This is a genomic window from Alkalibacillus aidingensis (assembly GCF_014595945.1).
Lineage (GTDB): Bacteria > Bacillota > Bacilli > Bacillales > Alkalibacillaceae > Alkalibacillus > Alkalibacillus aidingensis.
On sequence record NZ_JABXWU010000013.1, the window covers coordinates 18,280 to 42,567 of the forward strand.

General features: G+C 38.9%; 25 protein-coding genes. 9 read left to right on the plus strand and 16 right to left on the minus strand.

Features of this window, described 5'->3' with window-relative positions; all coding sequences use genetic code 11:
* Window positions 1–5 precede the first annotated feature (5 nt).
* From HWQ49_RS13465 to HWQ49_RS13480, 4 genes are read right to left on the minus strand one after another with little or no spacing between them, the layout of a single operon-like run.
* The gene (locus HWQ49_RS13465) at window positions 6–773 is read right to left on the minus strand and encodes a hypothetical protein (protein WP_188208155.1); all 768 of its coding nucleotides are present in this window, start codon (window positions 771–773) and stop codon (window positions 6–8) included.
* The gene (locus HWQ49_RS13470; protein WP_188208156.1) at window positions 770–1,504 is read right to left on the minus strand and encodes a hypothetical protein; all 735 of its coding nucleotides are present in this window, start codon (window positions 1,502–1,504) and stop codon (window positions 770–772) included. The genes HWQ49_RS13465 and HWQ49_RS13470 overlap by 4 nt, the downstream gene beginning before the upstream one ends.
* Complete coding sequence (locus HWQ49_RS13475; RefSeq protein WP_188208157.1) at window positions 1,479–2,387, minus strand: ATP-binding cassette domain-containing protein; 909 nt, start codon at window positions 2,385–2,387, stop codon at window positions 1,479–1,481. The genes HWQ49_RS13470 and HWQ49_RS13475 overlap by 26 nt, the downstream gene beginning before the upstream one ends.
* Window positions 2,387–2,764 carry a GntR family transcriptional regulator gene (locus tag HWQ49_RS13480; RefSeq protein WP_188208158.1) on the minus strand — a complete coding sequence of 126 codons (378 nt, stop codon included), beginning with the start codon at window positions 2,762–2,764 and terminating at the stop codon, window positions 2,387–2,389. The genes HWQ49_RS13475 and HWQ49_RS13480 overlap by 1 nt, the downstream gene beginning before the upstream one ends.
* A gap of 267 nt (window positions 2,765–3,031) precedes the next feature.
* Here HWQ49_RS13480 and HWQ49_RS13485 point away from each other — a divergent pair, with 267 nt between their 5' ends.
* Together HWQ49_RS13485 and HWQ49_RS13490 are read left to right on the plus strand one after the other, a co-directional pair.
* Window positions 3,032–3,481: a YaiI/YqxD family protein gene (locus HWQ49_RS13485; RefSeq protein WP_188208159.1), complete on the plus strand. Its 450-nt coding sequence runs from the start codon at window positions 3,032–3,034 to the stop codon at window positions 3,479–3,481.
* Window positions 3,482–3,769: 288 nt separating this feature from the next.
* Window positions 3,770–4,900 carry a S8 family peptidase gene (locus HWQ49_RS13490; protein ID WP_188208160.1) on the plus strand — a complete coding sequence of 377 codons (1,131 nt, stop codon included), beginning with the start codon at window positions 3,770–3,772 and terminating at the stop codon, window positions 4,898–4,900.
* Window positions 4,901–4,964: 64 nt separating this feature from the next.
* Here HWQ49_RS13490 and HWQ49_RS13495 read toward each other — a convergent pair whose 3' ends face one another.
* From HWQ49_RS13495 to HWQ49_RS13520, 6 genes are all read right to left on the minus strand, one after another.
* Complete coding sequence (locus HWQ49_RS13495; RefSeq protein ID WP_188208161.1) at window positions 4,965–6,383, minus strand: amidase; 1,419 nt, start codon at window positions 6,381–6,383, stop codon at window positions 4,965–4,967.
* A 24-nt stretch (window positions 6,384–6,407) separates the two neighbouring features.
* A complete protein-coding gene (locus tag HWQ49_RS13500) occupies window positions 6,408–6,545 on the minus strand; it encodes a hypothetical protein (RefSeq protein ID WP_188208162.1) in 138 nt (45 codons plus the stop codon).
* A 15-nt stretch (window positions 6,546–6,560) separates the two neighbouring features.
* Complete coding sequence (locus HWQ49_RS13505; RefSeq protein WP_188208163.1) at window positions 6,561–7,604, minus strand: DmpA family aminopeptidase; 1,044 nt, start codon at window positions 7,602–7,604, stop codon at window positions 6,561–6,563.
* Entirely contained in the window at window positions 7,601–8,203 is a 603-nt protein-coding gene (locus HWQ49_RS13510; RefSeq protein WP_188208164.1) for a response regulator transcription factor, read from the minus strand. Before HWQ49_RS13510 ends, HWQ49_RS13505 begins: the two co-directional genes overlap by 4 nt.
* Window positions 8,200–9,339 carry a sensor histidine kinase gene (locus HWQ49_RS13515; protein ID WP_223155193.1) on the minus strand — a complete coding sequence of 380 codons (1,140 nt, stop codon included), beginning with the start codon at window positions 9,337–9,339 and terminating at the stop codon, window positions 8,200–8,202. The genes HWQ49_RS13510 and HWQ49_RS13515 overlap by 4 nt, the downstream gene beginning before the upstream one ends.
* Before the next feature lie 229 nt (window positions 9,340–9,568).
* Window positions 9,569–10,588, minus strand: a complete 1,020-nt coding sequence (locus tag HWQ49_RS13520; protein WP_188208166.1) for a fatty acid desaturase — start codon at window positions 10,586–10,588, stop codon at window positions 9,569–9,571.
* Between the two features lie 226 nt (window positions 10,589–10,814).
* Between HWQ49_RS13520 and HWQ49_RS13525 the strand changes: the two genes are divergently transcribed.
* The gene (locus HWQ49_RS13525) at window positions 10,815–11,552 is read left to right on the plus strand and encodes a FixH family protein (protein ID WP_188208167.1); all 738 of its coding nucleotides are present in this window, start codon (window positions 10,815–10,817) and stop codon (window positions 11,550–11,552) included.
* A gap of 78 nt (window positions 11,553–11,630) precedes the next feature.
* On the opposite strand, the gene HWQ49_RS13530 is transcribed toward HWQ49_RS13525, so the two are convergent.
* Window positions 11,631–12,128: a CBS domain-containing protein gene (locus HWQ49_RS13530; RefSeq protein ID WP_188208168.1), complete on the minus strand. Its 498-nt coding sequence runs from the start codon at window positions 12,126–12,128 to the stop codon at window positions 11,631–11,633.
* A gap of 275 nt (window positions 12,129–12,403) precedes the next feature.
* Between HWQ49_RS13530 and HWQ49_RS13535 the strand changes: the two genes are divergently transcribed.
* From HWQ49_RS13535 to HWQ49_RS13550, 4 genes are all read left to right on the plus strand, one after another.
* Window positions 12,404–13,360 carry a hypothetical protein gene (locus HWQ49_RS13535; protein WP_188208169.1) on the plus strand — a complete coding sequence of 319 codons (957 nt, stop codon included), beginning with the start codon at window positions 12,404–12,406 and terminating at the stop codon, window positions 13,358–13,360.
* A 176-nt stretch (window positions 13,361–13,536) separates the two neighbouring features.
* Complete coding sequence (locus HWQ49_RS13540; protein ID WP_188208170.1) at window positions 13,537–14,391, plus strand: VOC family protein; 855 nt, start codon at window positions 13,537–13,539, stop codon at window positions 14,389–14,391.
* 31 nt (window positions 14,392–14,422) lie between these two features.
* On the plus strand, window positions 14,423–15,013 hold the full coding sequence (locus tag HWQ49_RS13545) for an NADPH-dependent FMN reductase (protein WP_188208171.1): 591 nt from the start codon (window positions 14,423–14,425) through the stop codon (window positions 15,011–15,013).
* A gap of 144 nt (window positions 15,014–15,157) precedes the next feature.
* Complete coding sequence (locus tag HWQ49_RS13550; RefSeq protein ID WP_188208172.1) at window positions 15,158–16,627, plus strand: spore germination protein; 1,470 nt, start codon at window positions 15,158–15,160, stop codon at window positions 16,625–16,627.
* A gap of 60 nt (window positions 16,628–16,687) precedes the next feature.
* Here HWQ49_RS13550 and HWQ49_RS13555 read toward each other — a convergent pair whose 3' ends face one another.
* On the minus strand, window positions 16,688–17,182 hold the full coding sequence (locus HWQ49_RS13555) for a DUF3231 family protein (RefSeq protein ID WP_188208173.1): 495 nt from the start codon (window positions 17,180–17,182) through the stop codon (window positions 16,688–16,690).
* Between the two features lie 153 nt (window positions 17,183–17,335).
* On the opposite strand from HWQ49_RS13555, the gene HWQ49_RS13560 reads away from it, so the two are divergent.
* Window positions 17,336–18,172: a manganese catalase family protein gene (locus tag HWQ49_RS13560; protein ID WP_188208174.1), complete on the plus strand. Its 837-nt coding sequence runs from the start codon at window positions 17,336–17,338 to the stop codon at window positions 18,170–18,172.
* Window positions 18,173–18,313: 141 nt separating this feature from the next.
* A complete protein-coding gene (locus HWQ49_RS13565; RefSeq protein ID WP_188208175.1) occupies window positions 18,314–19,423 on the plus strand; it encodes a mechanosensitive ion channel family protein in 1,110 nt (369 codons plus the stop codon).
* A 99-nt stretch (window positions 19,424–19,522) separates the two neighbouring features.
* On the opposite strand, the gene HWQ49_RS13570 is transcribed toward HWQ49_RS13565, so the two are convergent.
* From HWQ49_RS13570 to metX, 4 genes are all read right to left on the minus strand, one after another.
* A complete protein-coding gene (locus tag HWQ49_RS13570; RefSeq protein ID WP_188208176.1) occupies window positions 19,523–20,671 on the minus strand; it encodes a dicarboxylate/amino acid:cation symporter in 1,149 nt (382 codons plus the stop codon).
* A 210-nt stretch (window positions 20,672–20,881) separates the two neighbouring features.
* Window positions 20,882–21,868, minus strand: a complete 987-nt coding sequence (locus HWQ49_RS13575) for a homoserine dehydrogenase (RefSeq protein ID WP_188208177.1) — start codon at window positions 21,866–21,868, stop codon at window positions 20,882–20,884.
* Window positions 21,869–21,883: 15 nt separating this feature from the next.
* On the minus strand, window positions 21,884–23,200 hold the full coding sequence (locus tag HWQ49_RS13580; RefSeq protein ID WP_188208178.1) for an O-acetylhomoserine aminocarboxypropyltransferase/cysteine synthase family protein: 1,317 nt from the start codon (window positions 23,198–23,200) through the stop codon (window positions 21,884–21,886).
* A 16-nt stretch (window positions 23,201–23,216) separates the two neighbouring features.
* Window positions 23,217–24,275, minus strand: a complete 1,059-nt coding sequence (metX, locus tag HWQ49_RS13585) for a homoserine O-acetyltransferase MetX (protein ID WP_188208179.1) — start codon at window positions 24,273–24,275, stop codon at window positions 23,217–23,219.
* Between the last annotated feature and the right edge of the window lie 13 nt (window positions 24,276–24,288).

A 24,288-nucleotide genomic window follows, 5' to 3' on the forward strand; every position in this document is an offset into this window, starting at 1 on the left:
ATCCCTTAAGATTCAGTTTCCTCTCTCAAATCATAAAAATGTGATATGTCCCCTTGTGTGACTCGAACTCCCGATGGAACCTCTATGACAATTGCCTGCATACGTATATTTGAATCGACATGGCTCATAGAAGGAAGCCAACTTTGAACATCCGTGAATCGACTAGTCACAGCCTCATCAGTAATTAGCTTATAATCGAAGAATTTCTCAGCCATAGCTCTAAAATGTAGTGTATTAAAAGATTGATCGATAATAGGGGCTGGAATATGATCCTGCAAGGCTACACCAGATAGGTAGACCGTTTCTGGTGTATAATGCTTGACAGAGACCTGCTGATTTAATGCTGAATTCTCCTTCACATAAATTGGGACCATTCTTAAACCGTCATGGGTGTTCTGGTTTTGGTCAATCTTGATTTCATGATCCTCGAGATCAAACTCCCATTCATAATTAACAGCCATATCATCTAATTGATCAGCATCTCCTGTTCTTAACGCATGTTCATCAGGTGAAATTTCCTCTACACTATAGTCTCCATTCCCTAGCTCATATCCATTACTTTTGTAATCAACAGCATGTTCATCAGCCATCCATATATATGTAATAGCTGCCATAATAAGCAAAACACTATAGCCACTTAGTATATAGCGTGTTTGATTCTGCCTGATTCTCACCGGCACCATTACTGAAGCTCCTTTAGTAACGGAAAAGGCGATTAGAACAATAATTACTAGAATCATCGCTATTGGAAGCAGTTGCATTACAGCTGTCATACTCTAGCCTCCCATCGGTTTGTCAATAAAATCATCAACACAAATAGTACCCCAGCTGTTCCAATACTCTTTATGAGTAATACAATTATTGAATCCTCCAATGCATAGAAAGGAAAGATTCCTCCAAAAAATCCTACTCTTTGTTCGACGAGTAGCAGACCAACAACAGTGACGGGAATGATTATTTTAAATAATCCATACCACTTCATGATTAAAGCTAGCGTATACCCCACCGAACTTAGTAATAATAAATACATAAATAGTACAGCCATACTAATCACATATTCTAGCAGTCCGAAACTCGTAGCAACCATAAGTTCACTGCTCAATAAAGCCGTTAACGTTTTAAATAAGATACTACTGCCGACCGCCATAATAGCTGCCACTGCGCTCATCGTGACCATAAATGCGATATTCGCTAACTGACTAGCTAAACGGTTCGTAATAAAAGCGTAATCCATTTCCCAATGTTCTCTTCTTACCATTCCAAACGGGATCACAAAGGCCCACACCAGTGTAAATATATAAATCATATCACCGGACATATAAGAGAATTGGTAGCTAATTCCCAGACTTGATCCACCACCCGTTGAACCAACTCCACCGATACTAAACAGCATAGCAATTAAATGAACAAATACTAACGATGAAAACACACGGGTAAACGCACGCATTTTTAACATATATTGCCTTTTAACAACACCCTTAAGACTCATCTCGATCAAAGACATCATCAATGCCCCCTTTCGATTGGTTCGTGATATAAACACACAAATCAGCTGGTGATACTGGTTTAAGTTGGACTCCTGAACGGTGTAACGATGTTTTCAATTCAGAAGATAAATCATTTTTGACAACTATATAACTCTGTTCGGAACCCATGTTTTTGCGATAAATAACTTGCTCTTCATTAATCTGTTCCCAAATCACAGAAGACTGCCCAATTAAACCGATCGCATATTCCTTGAGGTCAGCCATTGATTCATGAAGCTTTAGACCACCATCATTGATCAAAATAATCTCCTCTAACAAATCCTCCAACTCGTTAAGTAAATGACTTGATAAAATTACAGTGCGAGGATGTTCGAGGTAATCTTTTAATAATGCACGGTAAAAGTCTTGCCTAACCGAATAATCCATCCCTGTTGTTGGTTCATCAAAGATAGTAAGTGGTACTCTTGAAGCCATACCAATGATCGCATGAAACGTACTGCGCTTCCCTTTAGAAAGCTGATCAGGATAAACATCAAGACTGATAGAAAAATAGTTAATGAGTCGATCTGCTAACACCTTATCCCAGTTAGGATAGAAATTTTGGCACTCCCTTAATACCTTAGAGACTGTTAAATCAGGTGGCAAAACCATTTGATCATCAACAAAAATAGAATTGGCTGATACTTTCAAACTATTAAATGGATGTTCCCCGAAAACTTCTAAATCTCCACTTGTTGGTCGAGTTAGTCCTGCAATCATTTTTAATAATGACGTTTTTCCAGCTCCATTACGTCCAATTAATCCAGTAATCGTCTGTTCTTTAAAATTGACACTCAATTGATTAATTGCTCGGTGACGACGATACATCTTCGTGACGTTGTAACACGTGACAACTCCCATTAGGATTCCCCCTTTTTCCTAATCGCTTCAATCATTCGAAATAACTCTTCATTACTGACATCTAGATAGTTCACCTCTTTCACCAGGTCTTCGATCATCACTTCCATCATCTCATTCTTACGTTTTTGCAAAATAATCGCGCGCGCGTTCTCCTTAACGAACATACCAAGTCCTCGTTTTTTATACACAATGTCGTTTTCAAGTAATTGGGTAAGCCCCTTAGCCGCTGTCGCAGGATTAATATTAAATAAGTCCGCTAATTGATATTGCGAGTAAATTTTGTCATCGACACTCAAATTGCCATTTATAATTTCAGTTTCTAACCACTCTGCAATCTGAACGTAAATGGGTTTCATACTGTCGTGGTTTAAAATCATTATCTTCCCCACCTTCATCACACGTGACATAGTGCATTAGTGATGTAATGTACTAATTAAATTTTAACTTAATTTGGAAATAAGTCAATAGATATTTTTCTTATCGTTTAACGGTTGGTATTCACATAATACTTGTATAATAATCACCAATCATTCATCATTCTTAATAAGATGTCAGTTGTGGTGAATCTAAATAATTTACCAACGAAGTCAGTCATTGTACATATAATTCAGAACTTAATGACTACAAGAATAAGGAGTTTAAATATGAACATATACGTCGATGCAGATGCTTGTCCAGTTACAGATATCGTTATTAAAGAAGCTAAACTACGTCATATCCCAGTTGTTTTAGTTAAAAGCTTCTCTCATTTCTCACCTAGTGATGAACAAGACGGTGTCAAAACGATCTATGTCGATACAGGGGCAGAGGCAGCTGATTATAAGATTATGCAGTTATGTCAAGGAGGGGACTTAGTCATTACCCAAGATTATGGTTTAGCTTCCTTAGCCCTACCAAAAGGCTGTACGGTTATACACCACAAGGGGTTCGCCTATACAAATGAGAATATTGACCAACTTCTTCAGTCGCGTTATTTAAACGCCAAAGCTCGAAAAAGCGGTCAAAAAACAAAGGGACCGAAAGCATTCACTCAAGAAGACCGTGAAAAATTCCAAGAAAAGCTAAAAATGTTATTAAATAATCACTCCTCATAAAACCAGTACACCGACTTTCTAGCCGTCATTTAAAGTCATTTATATGCCTCAAGTAATTTTCAAAATTTATGAAAAAATATAGTTTGTTCGAATGAGGACTTTTTCATAAATACAAAAGTCCACTCAATATTTTTCAATCTATTAGACTATTAACCTCCTCCTTTTAATGTGCTAATATTTTAACAATTCCAAATGTAGGAGGTGCAATTGCAGTAGAATTCATCCCTTTTTAACCACAAGATCGGCATAATGTATTAATTATTTTAAATTGTTAAGAGGAGGATGTTGATGAAAAAGTTATTAGCAACACTTGGGATAATTGCTTTATTGGTCGCTCCAATCTCGACAGGAATATCTGCAGCAGCAGAAGATGAAAGCAAAGAGGATTATTTAGTTATGTTTGATGGTCCTGCACAGAAAGGTTTACTTAACGCCTTTGGAGTTGATGATGAGGATATTTTGCGTGATTACGATTTACTCCCTGTTTACCATATTAATCTGACTGAGGGGCAGGCAGAAGGTTTAGATAACCATCCTCAAATCCAGCACGTCGAGGAAAATGCCGATGCGCAAGCTTTTAGTCAAACCGAACCATGGGGTATCCCACATGTTGAAGGAACAGATTCCCGGGATGAAGGCTATACCGGTGAAGGTGTAAATGTTGCGGTATTAGACACTGGTATTGATGCTAGTCATGAAGATTTAGACGTTGCTGGAGGCCATTCAGTTTTTGATGATGCAGAAAATAGTGACCCTTATTACGATGAAAATGGTCATGGTACACACGTTGCTGGTACAGTTGCTGCTTTAGACAATGACTTAGGTGTTGTGGGAGTAGCTCCTGATGCTAGTGTCTATGCTGTAAAAGTTCTAGACAATAGCGGAAGTGGATCTTATGCAGGAATTGCAGAGGGTATTGAATGGTCGATCCAAAACGACATGGATATTATTAATATGAGCTTAGGTGGCTCACAAAGCTCTAGCATTCTAGAAGAATATACCGACCTAGCATATGAAGAAGGAGTCCTTGTTGTAGCTGCTGCTGGAAATGATGGTAATCGTGGTGGAAATAATGATTCGGTAGGTTACCCGGCAAAATATGACTCTGCTATTGCAGTAGCTGCTGTTGATGAAAATAACCAACGCGCGACTTTCTCTAGTACTGGTCCAGACGTTGAATTATCGGCACCTGGTGTCGATGTCCTAAGTTCTGTACCTGGTGATAGTTATGATACTTACAATGGAACATCCATGGCATCTCCACACGTTGCTGGAGTAGCTGCACAAGTATGGGCGGAAAAGCCTGAATTATCAAATGTCGAATTACGTGAACTTCTCCAAGATACGGCTGATGAACTTGGTGCCTCACATCAATATGGGCACGGGTTAGTCCAGTCATACGAAGCCATCCAACACTAGATTAATATAGAAAACCCGTCTAAGCTTTATAAGCATTAGGCGGGTTCTATTTTTATTACCAAATCTAAAACTGTATCTGTTGATATCGGTCAAACCACGGTTTAGCTTGCTCAATTTGGGTTGCCAATTTAAATAAGCGTGCATCATCGCCAACGTTAGCCGACAACTGCATGCCAATCGGCACACCACTTTCCGTCCAATATACTGGAACACTCATAGCTGGTTGGCCAGTAACATTAGCGATTGGAGTAAAGCTACAATAGTCTACGAAATTTTTCATTAAAGCATCAGGCTGCGACTGTTTATGTTCACCAATTTTCACTGGAAGCTTATTGATTACTGGTGTTAATAACACATCGTACTGCTCAAATAAGGAAAGGAACTTCTGTGATTCGATCTGCAAAATCACCCTAGCTTCTTCATATTCTAAGGCTGTCATACCACTTCCTTGTCGGTACACCTGATGAGAAAGTGGCTCAAGATTTTGCTCTGATGGTTGCACACCTGCCATCGCCCCTAGATGTTTGATCACCACAGAACCTGATGCCACCCACACTTTAATAAATTGTTCGGCAAAAAGTTCAAAGTTAATATTAGGTGAATGCACGTCAACATCATGCCCTAACCTTTGCAACAAGTTTACCGTCTCATCAAAAGCCTGACGCGTCTCTTGATCAATTTGTGCTTGTCCATTCCAATCAGATGTGGCAGCTATTCTTAATTTACCTTGGTTAGATGAATTGACCACTTCTAAAAAGCTAGAGGAACTCCTGAAAGTCGGATAGAGCTCTGTTGATAGCCCCCCACGCACAGCATCCAATAAGATTGCACTATCCCGAACTGACCTAGTAATCGCATGATTAATTGAAATTTGATTAACATACGGTGATATCGGTAACTGGCCACGTGAAGGCTTGAATCCGAACAAGCCACAACACGAGGCAGGAATCCTAATCGACCCACCACCATCACTGGCATGAGCAAATGGAATCATACCAGAAGCAACTGCTGCTGCCGCACCACCACTTGAGCCACCCGGCGATCGTGTTAAGTCCCAGGGATTTCGTGTCGCTCCAAATAGTTCCGGCTCTGTTGTTGGTAAAAAACCAAACTCTGGTGTATTGGTTTTCCCTAGGAAGTTAAGCCCCACATCACGGTAACGTGACACCAACACATCATCCTGTTCGGCAATCACATGCTGTTGAAGCCTCGACCCATTCGTAAACGGATGACCTGCGACTGGATTTAGATCTTTAATTAAGAAAGGTAACCCACAGAGGGGATGGTTCTTGCGACTATAATTCTCTACATTTTCATAAGCTTCTTCAAACATCGTATGTACAACGGCATTTATTTTCGGGTTTAGCTGATTAATTTGGTCGATATAATAAGCTGTGACTTCTTCAGCAGTAACCTCTCCTCGGTCGATTAATTCCTTTTGTCCCAATGCATCTAACTTCTGCAATTCATCCAAATATCGCATCCATGTACCTCCCATTTATGACGACTAAAACATACTACGGATTAACGTATAGATTAACCGTGGTAAATATAAAAGGATATCCCCGACAAGAAACAACCAATCCCAAAAGTTTAATTGACGCTTTTTCTCTAATTCATTAGCTGGCCTACGCTCTTTTCCCACAAAGTCACTCTCCCATTAGAGAAGGTGATCTATGTATTGATTTAATGAATAAAGGGTGTAACCATTTCTACCGGTAACTGTCTCTGCTGTTATCATGGAATTTAAAATAGCCTCTTCTGTTGCATCTGTTACTGCTTGAAATGCTTGATCTATATCTTGTTCATGAATTGTTTTTATTGTCTGTAGACGTTCATTCTTTTGATGGGGTACACGATTAGCAGTTGAAAAGCCAATGACCACATCTCCACTACCATTTCCCATAAACGACCCAGTTCGGCTTAAACCATTTCCTGTTCGCTTGATCATCCTCTCTAATTGACTAGACGTTACGGGTAAATCAGTTGCAACAACCATCATAATTGAACCTCTATCAGCTTCCTGTCCATAAACTCTAGTCAATTCTCCTAGCCTTTCGCCGACTTTAATTCCATTTAAGCGAAACTCATTAAGCTGACCAAAGTTCGATAACACTAAAACACCAATATGGTAGGTATCATAGGGAAAAGCTAACTGACGGGATGATGTACCAATACCACCTTTTAATCCAAAGCACTTCATTCCCCGACCTGCACCAACACTACCTTCCTCCACCTTACCTTTCGCATGATCAATTGCTTCTCTAGCATGTTTCTTTTGAACCGATAACTTTCGAATATCATTAAGTACCATATCATTACATTCACCAACCACAGGATTGACTGTACCTGTCGTTACACCAATAGACGAGTCTTGATCCAACATGTATTCTACTAACGCTTCCTGACAAGTCCCTACCCCTAACGTATTGGTCAACAAAATCGGTGTTTCTACCGTGCCTAGCTCATTAATTTGAACAAGACCCGTTGATTTACCAAAACCATTAAACACATGACTAGCTGCCACCATCTTATTCTGGAACAGGTTGCCACTACCTGGAACAATAGCTGTCACACCAGTTTGTATATCACCATTCATTAGAGTTGAATGTCCAACTTTTACTCCTGGAACATCGGTTATTTGATTACGTTTCCCTGTTACAGTTGTTCCAATGTTGATCCCATAATCACGAATACGCTTCATGTTGACAACCACCCTTTTTCTTTAAGCTTAGAGATTGCTTCAATTCGATTACTGACTTCAAGCTTATCGAAAATAATCGATATATAGTTTCGAACGGTACCATGGGTCAAATATAATTCTTTAGCGATTTCCTTAGTACTTTTTCCTTCTGCTATTAAAGCAGCAACTTGATTCTCTCTTTCTGTAAGAGGATTAACTTCCTCATAGGCAATGTCAATTAATTCAGGGTCGTAAACTCGTCTACCATTCATAATCTTTCGAATTGAACTCGCCAGCTCTTCACTTGGACTATCCTTTAATAGATAGCCGTAAACGCCTGCTTGTCTTGCCTTTTCAAAATAACCTGGCCGTGCGAATGTTGTTAAAATAATGATCTTGCAATCTTCTTCAACAAGTTCTTCGGCAGCTTCTAAGCCACTTTTTACAGGCATTTCGATATCCATCAAGCAAATGTCTGGTTGATGGCGCTTGACTAAATCTATGGCTTCCTCACCGTTCCTAGCTTTTCCCACTACTTCCATGTCATCTTCTAAGTCTAATAAAGACCCTAATGCACCTAATAGCATCCCCTGGTCCTCTGCTATGACTATTCGAATCACTCAACTGCCTCCTTTCCACTTTGTTGAATGGTTTTCGGTATCGTAATCACTACCCTAATACCATCTTGGTCTATAATTGATAGGCGACCATTCACAAATTCAAGGCGTTCACGCATTCCACGAATACCATGCTCATTAGATTTCTCACCTTGACCTTTACGACCGATACCATTATCGGTCACGGCTAGTTTCAACTCATCTTTCATTTCATCAATTTCAATCCAACAATGAGTTGCCTCACTATGCTTGACGACATTATTGACTGCTTCTTTTAAACACATGCTTGCGACATTTTCAATAACCGGTGAAGTCTGTGTCAATCTACTAGATCCCTCTATTTCATAGGCGATCTGAGCAGCTTCTAAGATTTGTCGCACGTGTTTAAGCTCTTCTTCTAATCGAACGCCACGCATTTCTGAGACCATTTCCCTTACCTCTTTTAAAGCCGTACGAGCAGTCTGATTAACCTCTTGCATTTCTTTAGCTGCTTGATTGGGATTATCTTCGATGAGCCTACCTGCTAGGTCACTTTTTAATCCGATCAATGAAAGCTTTTGACCAAGCGTATCGTGAAGGTCACGAGCAATTCGTTGTCGCTCCTCAAAAATCATTAATTGTGAAATCTTCTCATTTGCAGATTCTAATTCACCTTCAAGCTTTTGACGTTTGATGCGATTATACGTGTTAAAAGGGAGCAAAATAACCCCAATAATCGTAATCACGATAAACGGAAGCTGTGTAAAAAATAACTCCGTTTGGGTATAAAAGCTACCATAAACAGCAATAAGCGTCGTCACCAGATGGATAATATAAAGCGTTAGAAAACCTGCCTTACGCTGAATATTCCCGATAAAATATGCTAAGAACAACGACATATAAACGTATCCATAAAACAAAGCCATACCGATACTAATAAACATTTTTATGGAGACCCATAAATAAATCGACCATCCATTAGAAAAAATTGAAAGTCGGTAAGCAAGGAAAAAAGTTAAAATCAAGACAATACCTAACACAACTTCGACAAAAGCATTAGATCGAAAAATGAAATAAAACGGTAAAAAACTAAAAATAATCCAAACATATATATTTAAACTTAAATTTCTAGGTATAAGGTTAAACCAATTTTGTTTCAAACATGAACCCACCATTCTATTCTGATTTCTCTATTATAACATTCTTTTCCTTCAAGCTCTTTTCCTATAATAGTTGTAACTTGGTTTGGTGAAAGGTGCGCAGTAAGTGATTGGCTATCGAGCTAAATGTCATTGTGATCAACCTGAATGCAGTAAAATCCGATAGAAATCGTCTAATTGATGATTTAAACAAAATAAAGCCACCCCTATTAAGGATGGCTTTACCTATTTATTCATTAATGGGTTGGTGATCTTTAAGCAAATGTTTGATTGAATGAAAACTGACAAACGTTTTCTTCTCTTCATCATATAACCTAAAATTAATTGACTTTAAGCTTGATTTAATCGTAATCGTCGTTGCCTCTTGGAGTGGAGGTGTTTGTTCGTGAACCGTTTCTAAGTGATAGTTCGGGACTTTAGGGCTTAAGTGATGGACATGATGGTATCCGATATTACCTGTGATCCACTGTAACACTCGTGGCAGCTTATAATAGGAACTACCATCAATGGCAGCCTTCACATAATCCCAATCTGATTCATCTTCAAAATAAGAATCTTCAAACTGATGCTGCACATAAAATAACCAAATCCCTAAAGAACCACTGACAATCAAGATGGTAAATTGAATGATAAAAAATGCGTAAAATCCAACTAACCAAATTAGACATAAAGACAATCCGACAATCGATAAGTTGGTTAAATACGTATTCCATCGTTCTTGCTTTTTGGCATCTTTACGGTTCATGCGATTAGTTACCAAAAATAAATACATAGGCCCCAATCCGAACATAATGAGAGGGTTACGATAGAGCCGATATTGCAATCTTTTCAACGGTGATGAATTAATGTACTCATCTACCGTCATGATCCATACATCTCCAGTGCCACGCTTGTTCAAATTACTACTCGTTGCATGGTGAATAGCATGTTCACGCTTCCACTTCTGATAAGGGAACATGGTGATTACCCCCGTGATCGTACCTACCAAATGGTTTAACTTCCGATTTTTGAAAAAAGACCCATGACAACAATCATGAAAAATGATAAATACTCTAATGACAAATCCAGCTGCCACTACAGATAACAAGACCGTTAACCAGACCGAAATGGATAAGCTTTGATAGGCCAAAAACCAAAGCACTAAGAAAGGGATGACTGTATTCAGTAACTGCCTAGAACTTGCTCTTGTATCAGCATCTTCAAAAGGTTTAATTTTCTTTCTTAACTCACTTAGTTTTCGATTAGCCATACCATCACCTCTACTTTTATTCCCTTCCTATCTTAAGTGGTTTGATCACCTCTTCACAGTCATGATCGTCACAAGTGTTATATGACAAATGTCACAACTTGTCCTAGACTATTCTGATAAAGTCAACTTTCGAAAAACATTCAAACTTATTTAAGCCACTATTTCCACAAACATGATAAGGTGTTATTAAATTGGAAATAATGTCGTTAGAAGGAGTTGAATGTTTATGAGAAAAGTCATATTAGCTCTAGTCGTTTCTTCTTTATTTGCTATGACAGCCTGTGGGGCTGAGGAAGAGGAAACAACAGAAGCAGACGCACTAACTCCCATTGAAGTTGATATATTAATGGAAGATCAAATCGATACTGGTGAAACAACCCTTTCAGTACAAGTTATTCATGATGACGCGCCAGTTAATGATGCTAGCGAAGTCACATTTGAGGTTTGGCAAGATGGCGAGAGAGATGCTAGTGAGATGATTGAAGGATCACTAACCGGAGATGGGGTGTATGAAGCAAGTTATGTTTTTGAAGAGGATGGGACATATTATGTTGTCTCACACGTAACTGCTAGGGATCAACATACCATGCCTAGCCATGATTTGGTCGTGGGGGATGTCGACACAGAGGCTACTCAAGTAGACAATCCTTCTCATGAAGAAAGTCATGAGATACACAATCAAACAATCGGAGAATTAAACGTTGATTTTTCAGTGGTGGAATCAGATGAACAAAATCATATACAGGCTGCCATTACGTATAAAGGAAAAATGCTAAAGGCTGCCGATATCACTTTTGAAATTTGGACAGAAGCAACCTCTGATGAACGTCAGTGGCTTTCGGCTGTTGAGGCTGAACCTGGCACCTATCAAGCCAACTTTGACCAAAACCCTGATGATGATTACTTTGTAACAGTTCACATTGAAAATGAAGAATTGCACGATCATATTGAATTTGAGTTATAATCTATCTTCAACTGCATATGAAATGTTGATAATACAAAAATCGCCCAAAGTCAGCATGAGTGACTTTGGGCGATTTTATTATTGAAAACTTTGAGGGTTATTACCTTGTTGTGTATTTTGTTGCTGCATGTTTTGCTGTTGTACCATATTTTGCTGAAAATTTGGGATCGAAATATTGGATAAAGCATCACCAGCTTCGTTACGGTAAATATTTTGCTGTGCTAAGTCACCAATTGACAGCATACCAACTAGCTGGCCATTTTCAACAACTGGTAAACGACGCACTTGGTTTTGTGCCATGAGCGCTGCAGCTTCGTGCACATCCATACTTGACTCAGCCGTTAACAATTGACTACTCATGCACTGGTTAATTGGGCAGTTTCCATCTTGCCCGTGTGCAGTCGCACGTAGAGTAATATCTCTGTCTGTAATAATCCCTCTTACTTGACCATTTTCAACAACTGGTATTGCACCAATGTCATTTTGCTCCATTAAGGCTGCTGCTTCTTTAACAGTTTGCTGTGGTGAAACAGAGATCACATTATCACTCATTAAATTGCGAATAGCATTTTCCACTAAACTTCACCCCTTTCAAAGTTTAGCTTTTACCCAGAGGTTGAAATTATACAAGGAACGACTTATCCCATTAAATTCCTACACAAATTCTTCCTGTTGTGATTTCTACATAAGTTTTGATCAAACCGATATGATAAAGGTAAAACAGTTATCTTTTCTCTTCCCAATAATTAATTATCAAAAATTGACACTTAGACATTTTTGAAAACAATTGCACCATAAACTTGTACTATATGGTATGATTGATTTGTAATTATTTAGGGAGGGGAATATGAATGCGTAAGAATTTATTGCTAGTCATGCTGCTAGTTGGTTCATTATTAATTGCAGCATGTGGCGACCAGAGAAGCGACAAAGAAGTCGTAGTAGATGCGTTTGAATCAGTACTAGAGGCAGAAAGTTATAAAGCTGCTTCTGATGTAGATTTTGATTTTAGTTTAGATATTAATGATCCATTTGTTGAGCCATATTTACAGATGATCAATGATATTGAATTAAGCTTTGACCAGACATATGATGCTAATAAAGAATTACAAGAAGCTGTTATCTATTTTGAAGGTCAAATGGCTCCTTTAACCATTAATGTTGAGGTTCCATTCTTACAAGACCTTGCCAATGAGAAAATGTATATTGAAACAGACAGCTTAGTAGACAACCTTGGGATGTTATTCCCTATTCCAGAGGAAGCTAAAGGGAAATTAATTGAAATTGACATCGAAGAAGTTGACCCACAAGCGCAAGAATTTGATCAGGCTGAGTTAGAAGAGCGTATGCAACAAATGCTCACTGAGCTTTTAGAAAATAAAGATGATGCAGACTTCACTAGAGGTGAAGATGATGAGTACATCGTTTCTTTCGGTGAAAATGATGTCCGTACATTAATCGAAGAGTTCTTTAATGAGTTTAGTGATTTACTAACACCTGAAGAGCTTGACATGATTAATGAGGATCTTGATGAAGGATTTGACGAGTTATTCGAAGTATTAACAATCAACCAATTCGATGTTGCCGTTGAAGTTGATGGTGATGAATTAACGAGACAAACTTTCACAATCGACTTTAATATTGAAGATGCTGGTGAGTCAATGGACATGGCTTTCATCGTTGATACTACCTACAGCAACATGAATGGTGATGTTGAGTTCACACTTGATCCAGAAAACGCAGACATCATGGACTTCGATGAACTAGATCAAATGATGACGGATATGATGATGCAAGGTGGATTTTAAGTAATAAGCTAACTATAAAGCATGTGATTTCGAATCGAAATCACATGCTTTTTTTAATGAACTGACCACGGTGTTCAAAAACTCTGATCAAGTATAAAACCTAATAATTGACACACATAAATTACTAATGTATAGTTACTTACATAATGTAAGTGTGTAAGGAAAGGAGGGTTAACATGAACAACTTTCACACTAAGCCAACTACTTATGTAGACCATGTAAAAATTAAAGTAAGCGACTTACAGCGTTCCCTTCGTTTTTATCAAGAAGTAATTGGTTTTCAAATATTAGAAACGACAGATACATCTGCTAAATTGACAGCTGATGGCAAAACAACTTTACTTACGATTGAGCAGCCAGAAAACGTTAAACCCAAACAAAGAAGAACAACCGGTTTATACCATTTTGCCATTCTTTTACCTAACCGTTCTGATTTAGCTAATATCTTGACTCACTTTATTGACCATAATATTCAAATTGGTGCCTCAGATCATCTAGTGAGTGAAGCGATTTATTTATCAGATCCCGATGGTAATGGGATTGAGGTCTATATCGACCGCGACCCTTCAGAATGGGAATGGAACAATGGTGAGGTAGCTATGACTGTAGATCCTCTAAACTTTAGAGGTGTTCTTTCTAGCAAGAAGGAAAATGAATTGTGGCAAGGGCTTCCTCCCGAAACAGTGATGGGACATATTCATTTACATGTATCAGATTTAGAGAAAACGGAAGAATTTTATTCCAAAGGTCTAGGTTTTGATGTCGTTTGCCGGTTTGGATCTCAAGCACTCTTTATTTCTTCAAATCAATACCATCACCACATTGGCTTAAATACTTGGAATGGTGTTGGTGCACCGTCACCATCCAAAAATAGTGTTGGTCTTGACCATTTTTCAATCGTTCTACCTAGTCATGAATCGAGAATTGAAGTTGTAGCTAATTTAGAAAAAGTTGGCGCATCTGTCAGAGAAGAAAATGAAGGCTTGATTACGACTGATCCTTCAGGAAATGACATTTATCTCAAGGTTTAAAAAGAGAAGTAATTAAGGGGAGAACATCACAATGGGATTCTTTACAAAACTATTCAAACAAACATCTAAGGGGGAATTTGAAATGACTGAACAACTAAACATCGGAATTATTCTAGGAAGTACTCGTGAGGGGCGCGTTAGCCCTCAAGTTGGAAAATGGATTAAGGAAATCGCTGATCAACGTGGAGATGCCAATTATGAAATTGTTGATATAGCTGACTATAACTTACCATTACTAGGTGAAGATGAAACAGAAGGTATTACTCACTGGAATGCCAAACTTTCTGAACTGGATGGTTTTATCTTCATCGTGCAAGAATATAATCACAGCCTATCAGGTTCATTAAAGAATGCATTAGACTTAGCACGTGAAGCATGGAATAACAAGGTGGCAGGAATAGTCAGTTACGGTTCTACTGGTGGCGTTCGAGCAGCTGAACACTTACGAGGAATTTTAGGTGAACTAATGATTGCAGATGTTCGTGCTAATCCTGCACTATCATTATTTACAGATTTTGATAATTTCACTCAATTCAAACCACAGGATTTACACACTGACAACGTTAATCAAATGCTTTATCAAGTTAATAATTGGGCTAAAGCGTTAAAATCAATCAGATAAATAGTTAAATGACTTCGGGTGAATACCGGAGTCATTTTTTATAGCGATCATTTAGGTAACTACATATACACTCGCATAACTTCTTCTATTTTATTAATAATAAGGCGTACGAAAGCCATTTACATAGAGAGGAAGATATAGTGTATGGGTAAACCTGGTAACCAAGTCCCTCTATCTAAAAAATTTCAACAAAATATTGATTATTTACAAAAAGAGCTTCGTATAGATGACAGCTTTGATGTGATCCATCATAAACTTGAACATGACGGCCGGAAAATTGGCATGTTCTTTGTCGATGGATTTGCTAACGATATGGCTATGATCCAATCCTTGAAGGGCCTTAAACACCTTGAGGCAGATGGATTTGCTGATGATCCTATCAAGACACTAACTGAGGTGATCATCCCCCACCAGGAGGTTGAAACTTCTGAAGACTTAGAAGAAGTAATTGGCCAAGTCTTAGCTGGACAAGCAGCTTTAATTGTTGAGGGTTGTACGGAAGCCATTCTTGTTGATGCTAGAGAATATCCTGCTCGCTCACCACAAGAGCCTGATTTAGAACGTGTTGTTCGTGGTCCACGAGATGGATTTGTGGAAACGCTCGTCTTTAACGCGTCACTGATTCGCCGACATGTACGCGACCGTTCTTTAATTATGGATTATATGCAAGTCGGAAGTCGGGCCAAGAAGGATATTGTCATTTCATATATCGACAGTATTGCTGACCCCGAGTTAGTTAAGAGAATCAAAAAAGAAATCGAGAATATTGAAGTTGATGGTCTTTCTATGGGTGAAAAGACTTTAGAGGAATACTTATTTGGTAAAAGCTTGAACCCCTATCCATTAGTCCGTTACACAGAACGTGGAGATAGCTCCGCCGTTCATTTAATGGAAGGACACATTATTATTATGGTAGATGGTTCGCCAAGTGCTATGATTTTACCAACAACGTTTTGGCATCATCTACAACATGCTGAAGAATACCGGCAAACTCCTATCATTGGTGCTTTTCTACGTTGGATTCGCTTTATCGCGATCCTAGTTGCTTTATTCTTACTACCTGTATGGTATTTATTTGCTACCAATCAAGACCTTTTAGGTGACAGTTTTGCTTTTATCGGGATTGAAGAACCCGGTGAGGTTCCGATATTCCTCCAATTTCTCATAGCTGAAATAGGCGTTGAAATGTTGAGAATGGCTGCCATCCACACACCTAGTGCACTTGCAACAGCTCTTGGTTTAGTTGCAGCCATTTTAATTGGAGAGATAGCAGTAGAAGTAGGGTTATTTAACCATGAAGTGATCTTATACTTAGCTGCTGCCATTATTGGTAATTATGCAACACCTAGTTATGAATTAGGTTTAGCTAACCGTGTATTTCGCCTTATTTTCTTAATTATTGCTGCATCTTTTGGTGTGACTGGGTTTTTAATCGCCATCTTCTTATGGTTCTTATTACTAGTCAGAACGAAAACATTAAATGTCCCTTACCTATGGCCTTTTATCCCATTTAGTCCGAGAGACTTTTTCTTAATGCTCGTACGCTCGCCTATTCCTTATAACAAGAGAAGACCACGTATCCTTAACACTAAAGATCCAACTAGTCAAAAATAAGCCATGAAAAACCCTGCCTCCTACTGTGCTACGAGGCAGGGTTTAAATTTTAAATGAGTCTTATTTGTGTAAAGGTGGAACAACTAACCAACCTTTTTCCTTATTTAATCTTAGCGCTTTACCACTTAACTGAGCCGTATTCATATGATATTGTCCAAATAACATGGCCAAATCCTCACGTGTACACTGACTCATAATCGTGCTGAACAATACTAGACCTTTACCTAATATTGCAGAAGCCATCGCACTAATTTCTGGGTCATTGAATTTAGCTCCTGATGGAATTTCCTCTAAGTCAGCATAAGAACGCTCTGGAGGTGTCGGTGGAAGACTGACACCATGTTCTTTTAAAATTTCTTCGACATCTTCCATCTGCTTCTCCATACCTTGAAGCATCTCTTCTAGTAATCGTTTTAAATCCCGATCACCCGTGTGATTGCTCAATGTCTGCAGCTTAGCATAATCCAACTTTTCTGCAGCTAAAAACGACCACATTTGATACACTTCACCATAATGTAATGGTTGTTCTTTAGGATTTCCTGATAACTTTCCCAAATCAATCTCTCCTTTATCTGTTTCATTCGTTAATATTTTCTCTAAATCGTTCCACCCTATTCATTAATTGTTAATAAATTACTGTTGAATTGAACAGTTTTACCCCCAGTTGCATACCTATACACAGAAACCCAACTAAAGGATGTGGAAAAATTGTTTTATCACATTAAGGAGCTTCAATATAACGCAAAACCAGACCGCCCAGATCCACTTTTCGCTAAGCAGTTACAAGAGATCTTAGGTGGTCAATTTGGAGAAATTTCAGTCGCCATGCAGTATTTATTCCAAGGCTGGAATGTGAGAATGGATGGGAAATATAAAGATTTATTGATGGATGTTGGAACCGAAGAATTAGCTCACATCGAAATGTTGGCAACAATGATTGCTCGACTACTAGATGATGCACCAGTTGGAGATTTAGAAGATGCCGCTAAAGACCCAGTTATTGGTGCTATTTTAGGTGGTATGAATCCACAGCACGCGATTGTATCAGGGCTAGGTGCTATGCCATCTGATAGTGTAGGTAATCGCTGGACAGCAGATTATATTATTGCAAGTGGCAATTTATTGGCTGACTTCCGAGCTAATTTAAACGCTGAATCCCAAGGACGTCTACAAGCTACTCGTTTATACGAAATGACTAATGACCGTGGGGTTAAGGATATGCTATCATTCCTAATCGCACGCGACCGTATGCACCAAAACATGTGGTTGGCAGCCATTGAGGACTTAGAAGAACATGAAGGTGTGGTTGTTCCAGCAACATTCCCGTCTAATCAAGAGAAAAAAGAAGTGGCCTATGACTTCTATAACTTCTCACGAGGTGATGAGAGTGCAGAAGGTCGCTGGGCACACGGCCCAAGTATGGATAGCTGTTCTCACTTTAGATATATCCAAAACCCTCCTGCTTATGGGCCAGTTCCAACATTAAAACCCGCTCCTCCATACACATTTGATACAAACTTTCATATTCCACCACAATTTTGTTAATGTGGTGAACCTAACTGACCTGGGGTAGGAATCCTTAGGTCAGTTCCCGTTTTTATTCAGAATGTGATACTCTAGTAACTTTTATGGTATGATGGCAATTAGAAAATGAAGTGTTTCATGATCACTAAAGGAGTTAAGAACATGGATTGGTTTTTTTGGGAACGAATAATTACATACGAAGATTTAGTCGAAATTGGAATTGCTGTTGGAATTATCTTAGTATTCCTGCTGCTTAGAAAGTTTTTCACGGTTTACGTATTTAAATTTTTAAAGAAAATAGCAAAAAAGACACGAACAGAACTCCTAGATTACATATTTGATGCTTACGAGCGCCCGTTCCGTTGGTTTTTTATCATTATTGGTATTTATGCAGCTGCATTTTACTTCCCCTATATTGATCAAGAAAATGAACTGTTTCGCCAATTAATTCAAGCATCCTTTATTATTATTATTACTTGGGGAATCTTTAATTTAGCCTCAGGCTCCTCACTGATGCTTATGAAAATTAACGACAAGACAAGCCTTGAAATAGACGAAATTCTAATCCCATTTCTTTCAAAGGCCATTCGTTTTGTTGTGGTGGCTATTAGCTTAAGTATCGTATTGCAAGTCTTTGGCTACGATGTCAGTGGTTTTGTCGCTGGTTTAGGTCTTGGTGGTTTAGCCTTTGCTTTAGCTGCACAAGAAGTCATTAAGAATCTCTTTGGTGGTGTGGTGATCATTACAGAAAAACCTTTCTCAATTGGTGATTGGATCGCGACACCGAGTGTGGAAGGAACGGTTGAGGATATTAACTTTAGAAGTACACTCATTCGTACATTCTCAGAGTCCTTAGTAACCATTCCGAATTCAACCTTGTCAAATGAACCGATTACCAACTGGAGTGAGATGGGGAAACGCCGAATCTACTTCAACTTAGGCGTAGAATATAGAACACCAAAAGATAAGCTTGAGACGGTTGTTCAGCGAATTCGTGATTTGCTGGAGAACCATGAAGGAGTACACCCGGAAACTATTTTCGTTAGGTTCGATCAATATAACGATAGTAGCCTAAATATTATGCTCTACTTCTTTACCAAAACAACCGTCTGGGCAGAATATCTAGAAGTTAAAGAAGAAATTAATTTTAAAATCATGGAGATTCTTAATGAAGAAGAGGTATCCATCGCATTCCCAACCAGAACGTTATATTTGGATACTGAAGAGGACGCTGCTAGTCGCTTAGCTAGTCCATTTAAGAGAAAAGAATAGAAGAAAAGCTGGGGCAAAAGTGACTTTACTAGTGCCGTTTTAAACGGATAAATATTTTAACATATGAAAAAGGCAACCTAATTTTAGGTTGCCTCTTTTTTAGCCTTTAAATTTACTAGTAAATTTATCGACGAATAATGCAATTGCACCATCACCTGTAACGTTAGCTGCTGTACCAAAGCTATCTTGAGCCATGTATAACGCAATCATTAAGGCAATCGCTGCTTCTGTAAAGCCTAGCATGGACCCTAAGATCCCAATCGCTGCCATAATTGCTCCACCTGGAACACCTGGTGCTGCAATCATGATTATCCCAAGCATTGCAATGACTGGTAGCATCTCGAAGAAACCAGGAGTACTATAACCATCTAAAACTGTCATGACAGCAACTGTACAACTGACAATAGTAATAACACTTCCCGATAAGTGAATCGTTGCACTTAGTGGAACACTAAAGTTAGCAACTTCTTCACGAACTTTATTTTGCTTAGCCTGTTTTAAAGTAACAGGAATCGTTGCTGCACTACTCATTGTTCCTAAACCGGTAAAGTAAGCAGGTAACATAGTTTTTAGCAACATAAACGGATTGCGACCGACATATAGTCCAGCAGCAGTGTACTGTAAAATAATCCAAGCCCAATGTGTCGCAATTGCGACGACTAATACAACACCAAAGACTTGTAGTGTTTCAAAAACTGTACCTTCTGAAGCCAATCCCGCAAAAATACCAGCAATAAAAAGTGGCAGTAGTGGGATAATGATTTTTACAATAATCAGTTCAACGACTGATTTACCCTCATCAAAGACTTGGATTAATGTTTCGCTATTCAACTTTGCTATCGCAATACCAAATGTAAACGCTAACAATAATGCGGTGATTACACCCATTAGTGGGTCAATAGCCAAATCAATATACCCTTCTAAAGCACTACCTTCCTCTGGTGCTCTACGTTCTGATGCCACCATCGGCATTAGCGTTGTTGCAACGAAAAATGCGGCAATACCAGCCAAAATCGTTGATGTATAGGCTGTTCCTACCGTAAGACCGACTAGCTTCCCAGACTCTTGACCGAGTTTTGACACACCTGAAGCAATGAAAAACAATATAATAAGAGGAATCATAAATTCGATAAATTGACCGAACAAATCACTAAATGTTATTAAAACACGTGTTAACCACTCAATCCCCATTAAACCGACTATAATACCAACGATAATACCTGCGACTAATTTAGCGATTAATTTCACTATCTCCTACCCCTTTTATCTATATTTTTTGAACATTTATACTTATATTAATCCTTTATAAATGAGTTCTCAATAACTTATAAAATAATCGAAATAGTGAAATTATTTATAGGAAAAAATATTGCTAAACTCCTTTCTCCTACCAAAAGAAAAGAGACTGGGACCTAGCATCACTCACTAAGTAATTTCCCAGCCTCATAGACCTCAACATTATCTAACCACTGGACTAACTGCTCGTTGGTCTTGTTGCATTATATCAACTAAGTCATCAACCATAACACTTGCTGTCGGGAACTTCCCTGCTCCTGGCCCTTCGAATTTGAGTTGACCTACATAGTTCCCCGTAACTACAACTGCATTATCAACGCCTTCTACCGCAAATAGTGGGTGATCTTCATCAACCTCTAGCGGTCTTATATATAACTGCAATTTATCACCTTCAAAAGCTAATTTAGCGACGTGTTTAATACGGTGATTCCGTTTGCTAGCTCGCTTAATACTCTCTAAATTGACCTCTTTAATCCCTTCCCGTTCGACTGTTGTACAGTTTACTTGCTTACCTAATAACAGTTCAGATAAGATAACCAATTTATATAGAGCGTCATAACCTTCGACATCATTAGTTGGATCTGACTCAGCGTATCCTTGGGCTTGAGCTGTCTTTAAAGCTGCCTCTAATGAAGTGCCATTCTCCCTCATTTCAGTTAGAATATAATTCGTCGTTCCATTTAATATAGCTTCTAGGCGAGCAACTCGATTCACTTTAAACACATCTCTTAACGTCGAGATAATGGGAATAGCACCGGCCACAGCAGCCTCATAATATACCTCAACACGCTGTTCATTTGCTTGTTTTCTTAATTCAAAGCCTTTATAGGCAAACATCTCCTTATTAGCGGTAACAACATGACACCCTTGATGAATAGCTTTAGTTAAATACGTATACGCTGGCTCAACCCCAACGATTGCTTCAACGACAACATCAACTTCTTGTGCTAAAACATCATCAATATTTGACGTCACTAAAATATCTTGATCAATATCACGTTGTTTTCGTTCATCATTAATTAACACAGCAACAATTTGAACTGGTCTCCCAATTAGTTCTCTTAAACGTTTTTGCTCGTGGTTTATTAACTCATAAACACCACTGCCAACCGTCCCAAACCCTAGTAACGCTACCTTAATTGAACTCATATAGAGCCCTCCAGCTTAAGATTTCACATGCACCCCTCTAGTCCTCTCACCTGTTGCCGCTTCAATAGCCTGCTCGAGATCATCAATCAAGTCTTCTATATTTTCAATCCCAACTGACAAGCGAATTAAATCCTCTGTCACACCTGTTGTTTTAATCTCCTCTTCACTTAGCTGTTGGTGTGTTGTACTTGCTGGATGAATGATTAAGCTCTTGGCATCACCAACGTTAGCTAGGTGAGACCATAACTCAACGTTATTAATGACATTTGCTCCTGCTTCGCGGCCACCTTTGATACCGAAGACAACTATGGAACCCGCACCCTTAGGTAGATATTTCTTAGCCAATTCGTAGGAATGATGGCTCTCTTGCTCAGGATATAATACCCATTCCACTCCAGGATGACCTTCTAGATAGTCGACAATCTTTCTGGTATTAGACACATGCTCTTTCATCCGAACGTGCAAAGTTTCAAGACCTAAGGCGATTTGAAAAGCATTATATGGACTTAGTGCAGCTCCAGTATCCCGAAGAACTTGCACACGTGCCTTAGTGATAAAAGCCGCTTCTGGTAAGGCTTCTGCATAGACAATACCATGATAACTTGGATCTGGTTCAGTAAACCCTGGGAACTTTGGCGAATTCCAGTCAAACTTCCCACCATCAACTAACACGCCTCCGAGAGTAGTCCCATTACCACCTAACCATTTAGTCGCTGAGTGAACAACAATATCAGCACCAAAGTCTATTGGTCGAAGTAAGTAAGGTGACGGAAAAGTATTATCAACAATTAGTGGAATTCCAGCCTGATGAGCGACTTCAGCAACTTTTTCAATATCTAAAACGTGTAACCCTGGATTTCCAATGGTTTCTGCAAAAATAGCTTTTGTTTTAGGTGTAATCGCCTGCCTAAAATTCTCTACATCTGTTGGGTCAACAAAATGTGTCGTAACCCCATGCTTTGGCAAGGTTGTCGAAAATAAGTTATACGTGCCTCCATATAACGTCGAAGCCGCAACAATTTCATCCCCACTTTCAGCAATATTAAAAATAGCAGCTGAGATCGCAGCCATACCACTTGAAAATGCTAGTGCACCAACTCCACCCTCAAGCTGTGCAACGCGTTCTTCTAGTGCGCCAACTGTTGGGTTACCAATTCTTGAGTAAATAAATCCTTCCTCTTGTAATGAAAATAAATTTGCCGCATGTTCTGTATTATCAAACTTATAGGAATTCGTCTGATAAATGGGTAACGCTCTAGCACCCGTTACCGGATCCGCCTCTAAGCCACCATGAACACCAATTGTTTCTAAGCGATAATCTTTTTGACTCATCTTCACCACTCCAGACCTATATTTTTATTTTTTCAAGTTTGGACAATTGCTTTTTGACAATATGCCCCCACTTATCAAACTCAACTAAAAAGCCATCATGACCAAAGACCGTGTCAACCTCAAAATAGTCAGCCTCACCACCAACCATTAAAACTTGCTCAATAAATTCTTCAATTGACTCGGGTCGGTATAATAAATCGTGTTGAAAACCTAAAGCATAAACAGGGACTTCTAGCTGCTCGATCGCATTCTCTAAACCTCCTCGTCCTCGGCCAATATCATGACCGTTCATAGCATCAAGTAGGGTTAAATAACTATTAGGATCGAATCTTTCCACCATTTTTTTAGCTTGGTGATCTAGGTATGAAGCAACTTCATATTGACCCTTTGAGAAACTGCGACCAAAACGTTCTTTAAACAATTCCTCAGAACGATAGGTGATCATACCAATCTCTCGCGCTAGACCTAAACCTGCTGTCGGCACTTTACCTTGTTTCCAATTTGGATCTTGTTTAATAGCTAAACTCGAGATATGATTAAATGCTATTGCATAATCACTAAACTGTGGTGTTACAGCTATTGGAAAGATAGCATCAACAAAATTCGGATACATTAAGCCCCACTCTAAGACTTGCATCCCCCCTAGTGATCCACCAATCACAGCCCTAAGATGACTCACTCCTAGCTTTTTTAATGCTAGAAATTGCACTTCAACTAAGTCACGAATCGTTAGGCTGGGAAACTCCTTACCATAAGGTTGATTAGTATTAGGGTTAACAGACTTTGGCCCTGTGGAACCATCACACCCCCCTAAGACATTAAATGTTATAACCTGATACTGAGCGGTATTTAAATAACCGTCCTTACTTATTAGTCCACGCCACCAACCGGGATGCTCTTCAGTTCCCACAGCCCATTGGTTACCCGTTAACGCGTGACAAACCAATATGACCGGGCCATCAGTTGGGCCTACCCTTTCATATGCTAAATTGATTTCATCAAATAAATAACCGGATTCCAAAGTAAAATTAGGGATTGTTACCACCGAATCGACTTGATGATCAACCAATACCATCCCCCCTTAAAAA

What these genes read in the sequence shown, in the direction of transcription:
- HWQ49_RS13465 (WP_188208155.1), bottom strand. Translation starts at nt 773, where the DNA reads ATGACAGCTGTAATGCAACTGCTTCCAATAGCGATGATTCTAGTAATT.
- HWQ49_RS13470 (WP_188208156.1), bottom strand. Translation starts at nt 1,504, where the DNA reads ATGTCTTTGATCGAGATGAGTCTTAAGGGTGTTGTTAAAAGGCAATAT.
- HWQ49_RS13475 (WP_188208157.1), bottom strand. Translation starts at nt 2,387, where the DNA reads ATGGGAGTTGTCACGTGTTACAACGTCACGAAGATGTATCGTCGTCAC.
- HWQ49_RS13480 (WP_188208158.1), bottom strand. Translation starts at nt 2,764, where the DNA reads ATGATTTTAAACCACGACAGTATGAAACCCATTTACGTTCAGATTGCA.
- HWQ49_RS13485 (WP_188208159.1), top strand. Translation starts at nt 3,032, where the DNA reads ATGAACATATACGTCGATGCAGATGCTTGTCCAGTTACAGATATCGTT.
- HWQ49_RS13490 (WP_188208160.1), top strand. Translation starts at nt 3,770, where the DNA reads ATGAAAAAGTTATTAGCAACACTTGGGATAATTGCTTTATTGGTCGCT.
- HWQ49_RS13495 (WP_188208161.1), bottom strand. Translation starts at nt 6,383, where the DNA reads ATGCGATATTTGGATGAATTGCAGAAGTTAGATGCATTGGGACAAAAG.
- HWQ49_RS13505 (WP_188208163.1), bottom strand. Translation starts at nt 7,604, where the DNA reads ATGAAGCGTATTCGTGATTATGGGATCAACATTGGAACAACTGTAACA.
- HWQ49_RS13520 (WP_188208166.1), bottom strand. Translation starts at nt 10,588, where the DNA reads ATGGCTAATCGAAAACTAAGTGAGTTAAGAAAGAAAATTAAACCTTTT.
- HWQ49_RS13525 (WP_188208167.1), top strand. Translation starts at nt 10,815, where the DNA reads ATGAGAAAAGTCATATTAGCTCTAGTCGTTTCTTCTTTATTTGCTATG.
- HWQ49_RS13535 (WP_188208169.1), top strand. Translation starts at nt 12,404, where the DNA reads ATGCGTAAGAATTTATTGCTAGTCATGCTGCTAGTTGGTTCATTATTA.
- HWQ49_RS13540 (WP_188208170.1), top strand. Translation starts at nt 13,537, where the DNA reads ATGAACAACTTTCACACTAAGCCAACTACTTATGTAGACCATGTAAAA.
- HWQ49_RS13545 (WP_188208171.1), top strand. Translation starts at nt 14,423, where the DNA reads ATGGGATTCTTTACAAAACTATTCAAACAAACATCTAAGGGGGAATTT.
- HWQ49_RS13550 (WP_188208172.1), top strand. Translation starts at nt 15,158, where the DNA reads ATGGGTAAACCTGGTAACCAAGTCCCTCTATCTAAAAAATTTCAACAA.
- HWQ49_RS13565 (WP_188208175.1), top strand. Translation starts at nt 18,314, where the DNA reads ATGGATTGGTTTTTTTGGGAACGAATAATTACATACGAAGATTTAGTC.
- HWQ49_RS13575 (WP_188208177.1), bottom strand. Translation starts at nt 21,868, where the DNA reads ATGAGTTCAATTAAGGTAGCGTTACTAGGGTTTGGGACGGTTGGCAGT.
- HWQ49_RS13580 (WP_188208178.1), bottom strand. Translation starts at nt 23,200, where the DNA reads ATGAGTCAAAAAGATTATCGCTTAGAAACAATTGGTGTTCATGGTGGC.
- metX (WP_188208179.1), bottom strand. Translation starts at nt 24,275, where the DNA reads ATGGTATTGGTTGATCATCAAGTCGATTCGGTGGTAACAATCCCTAAT.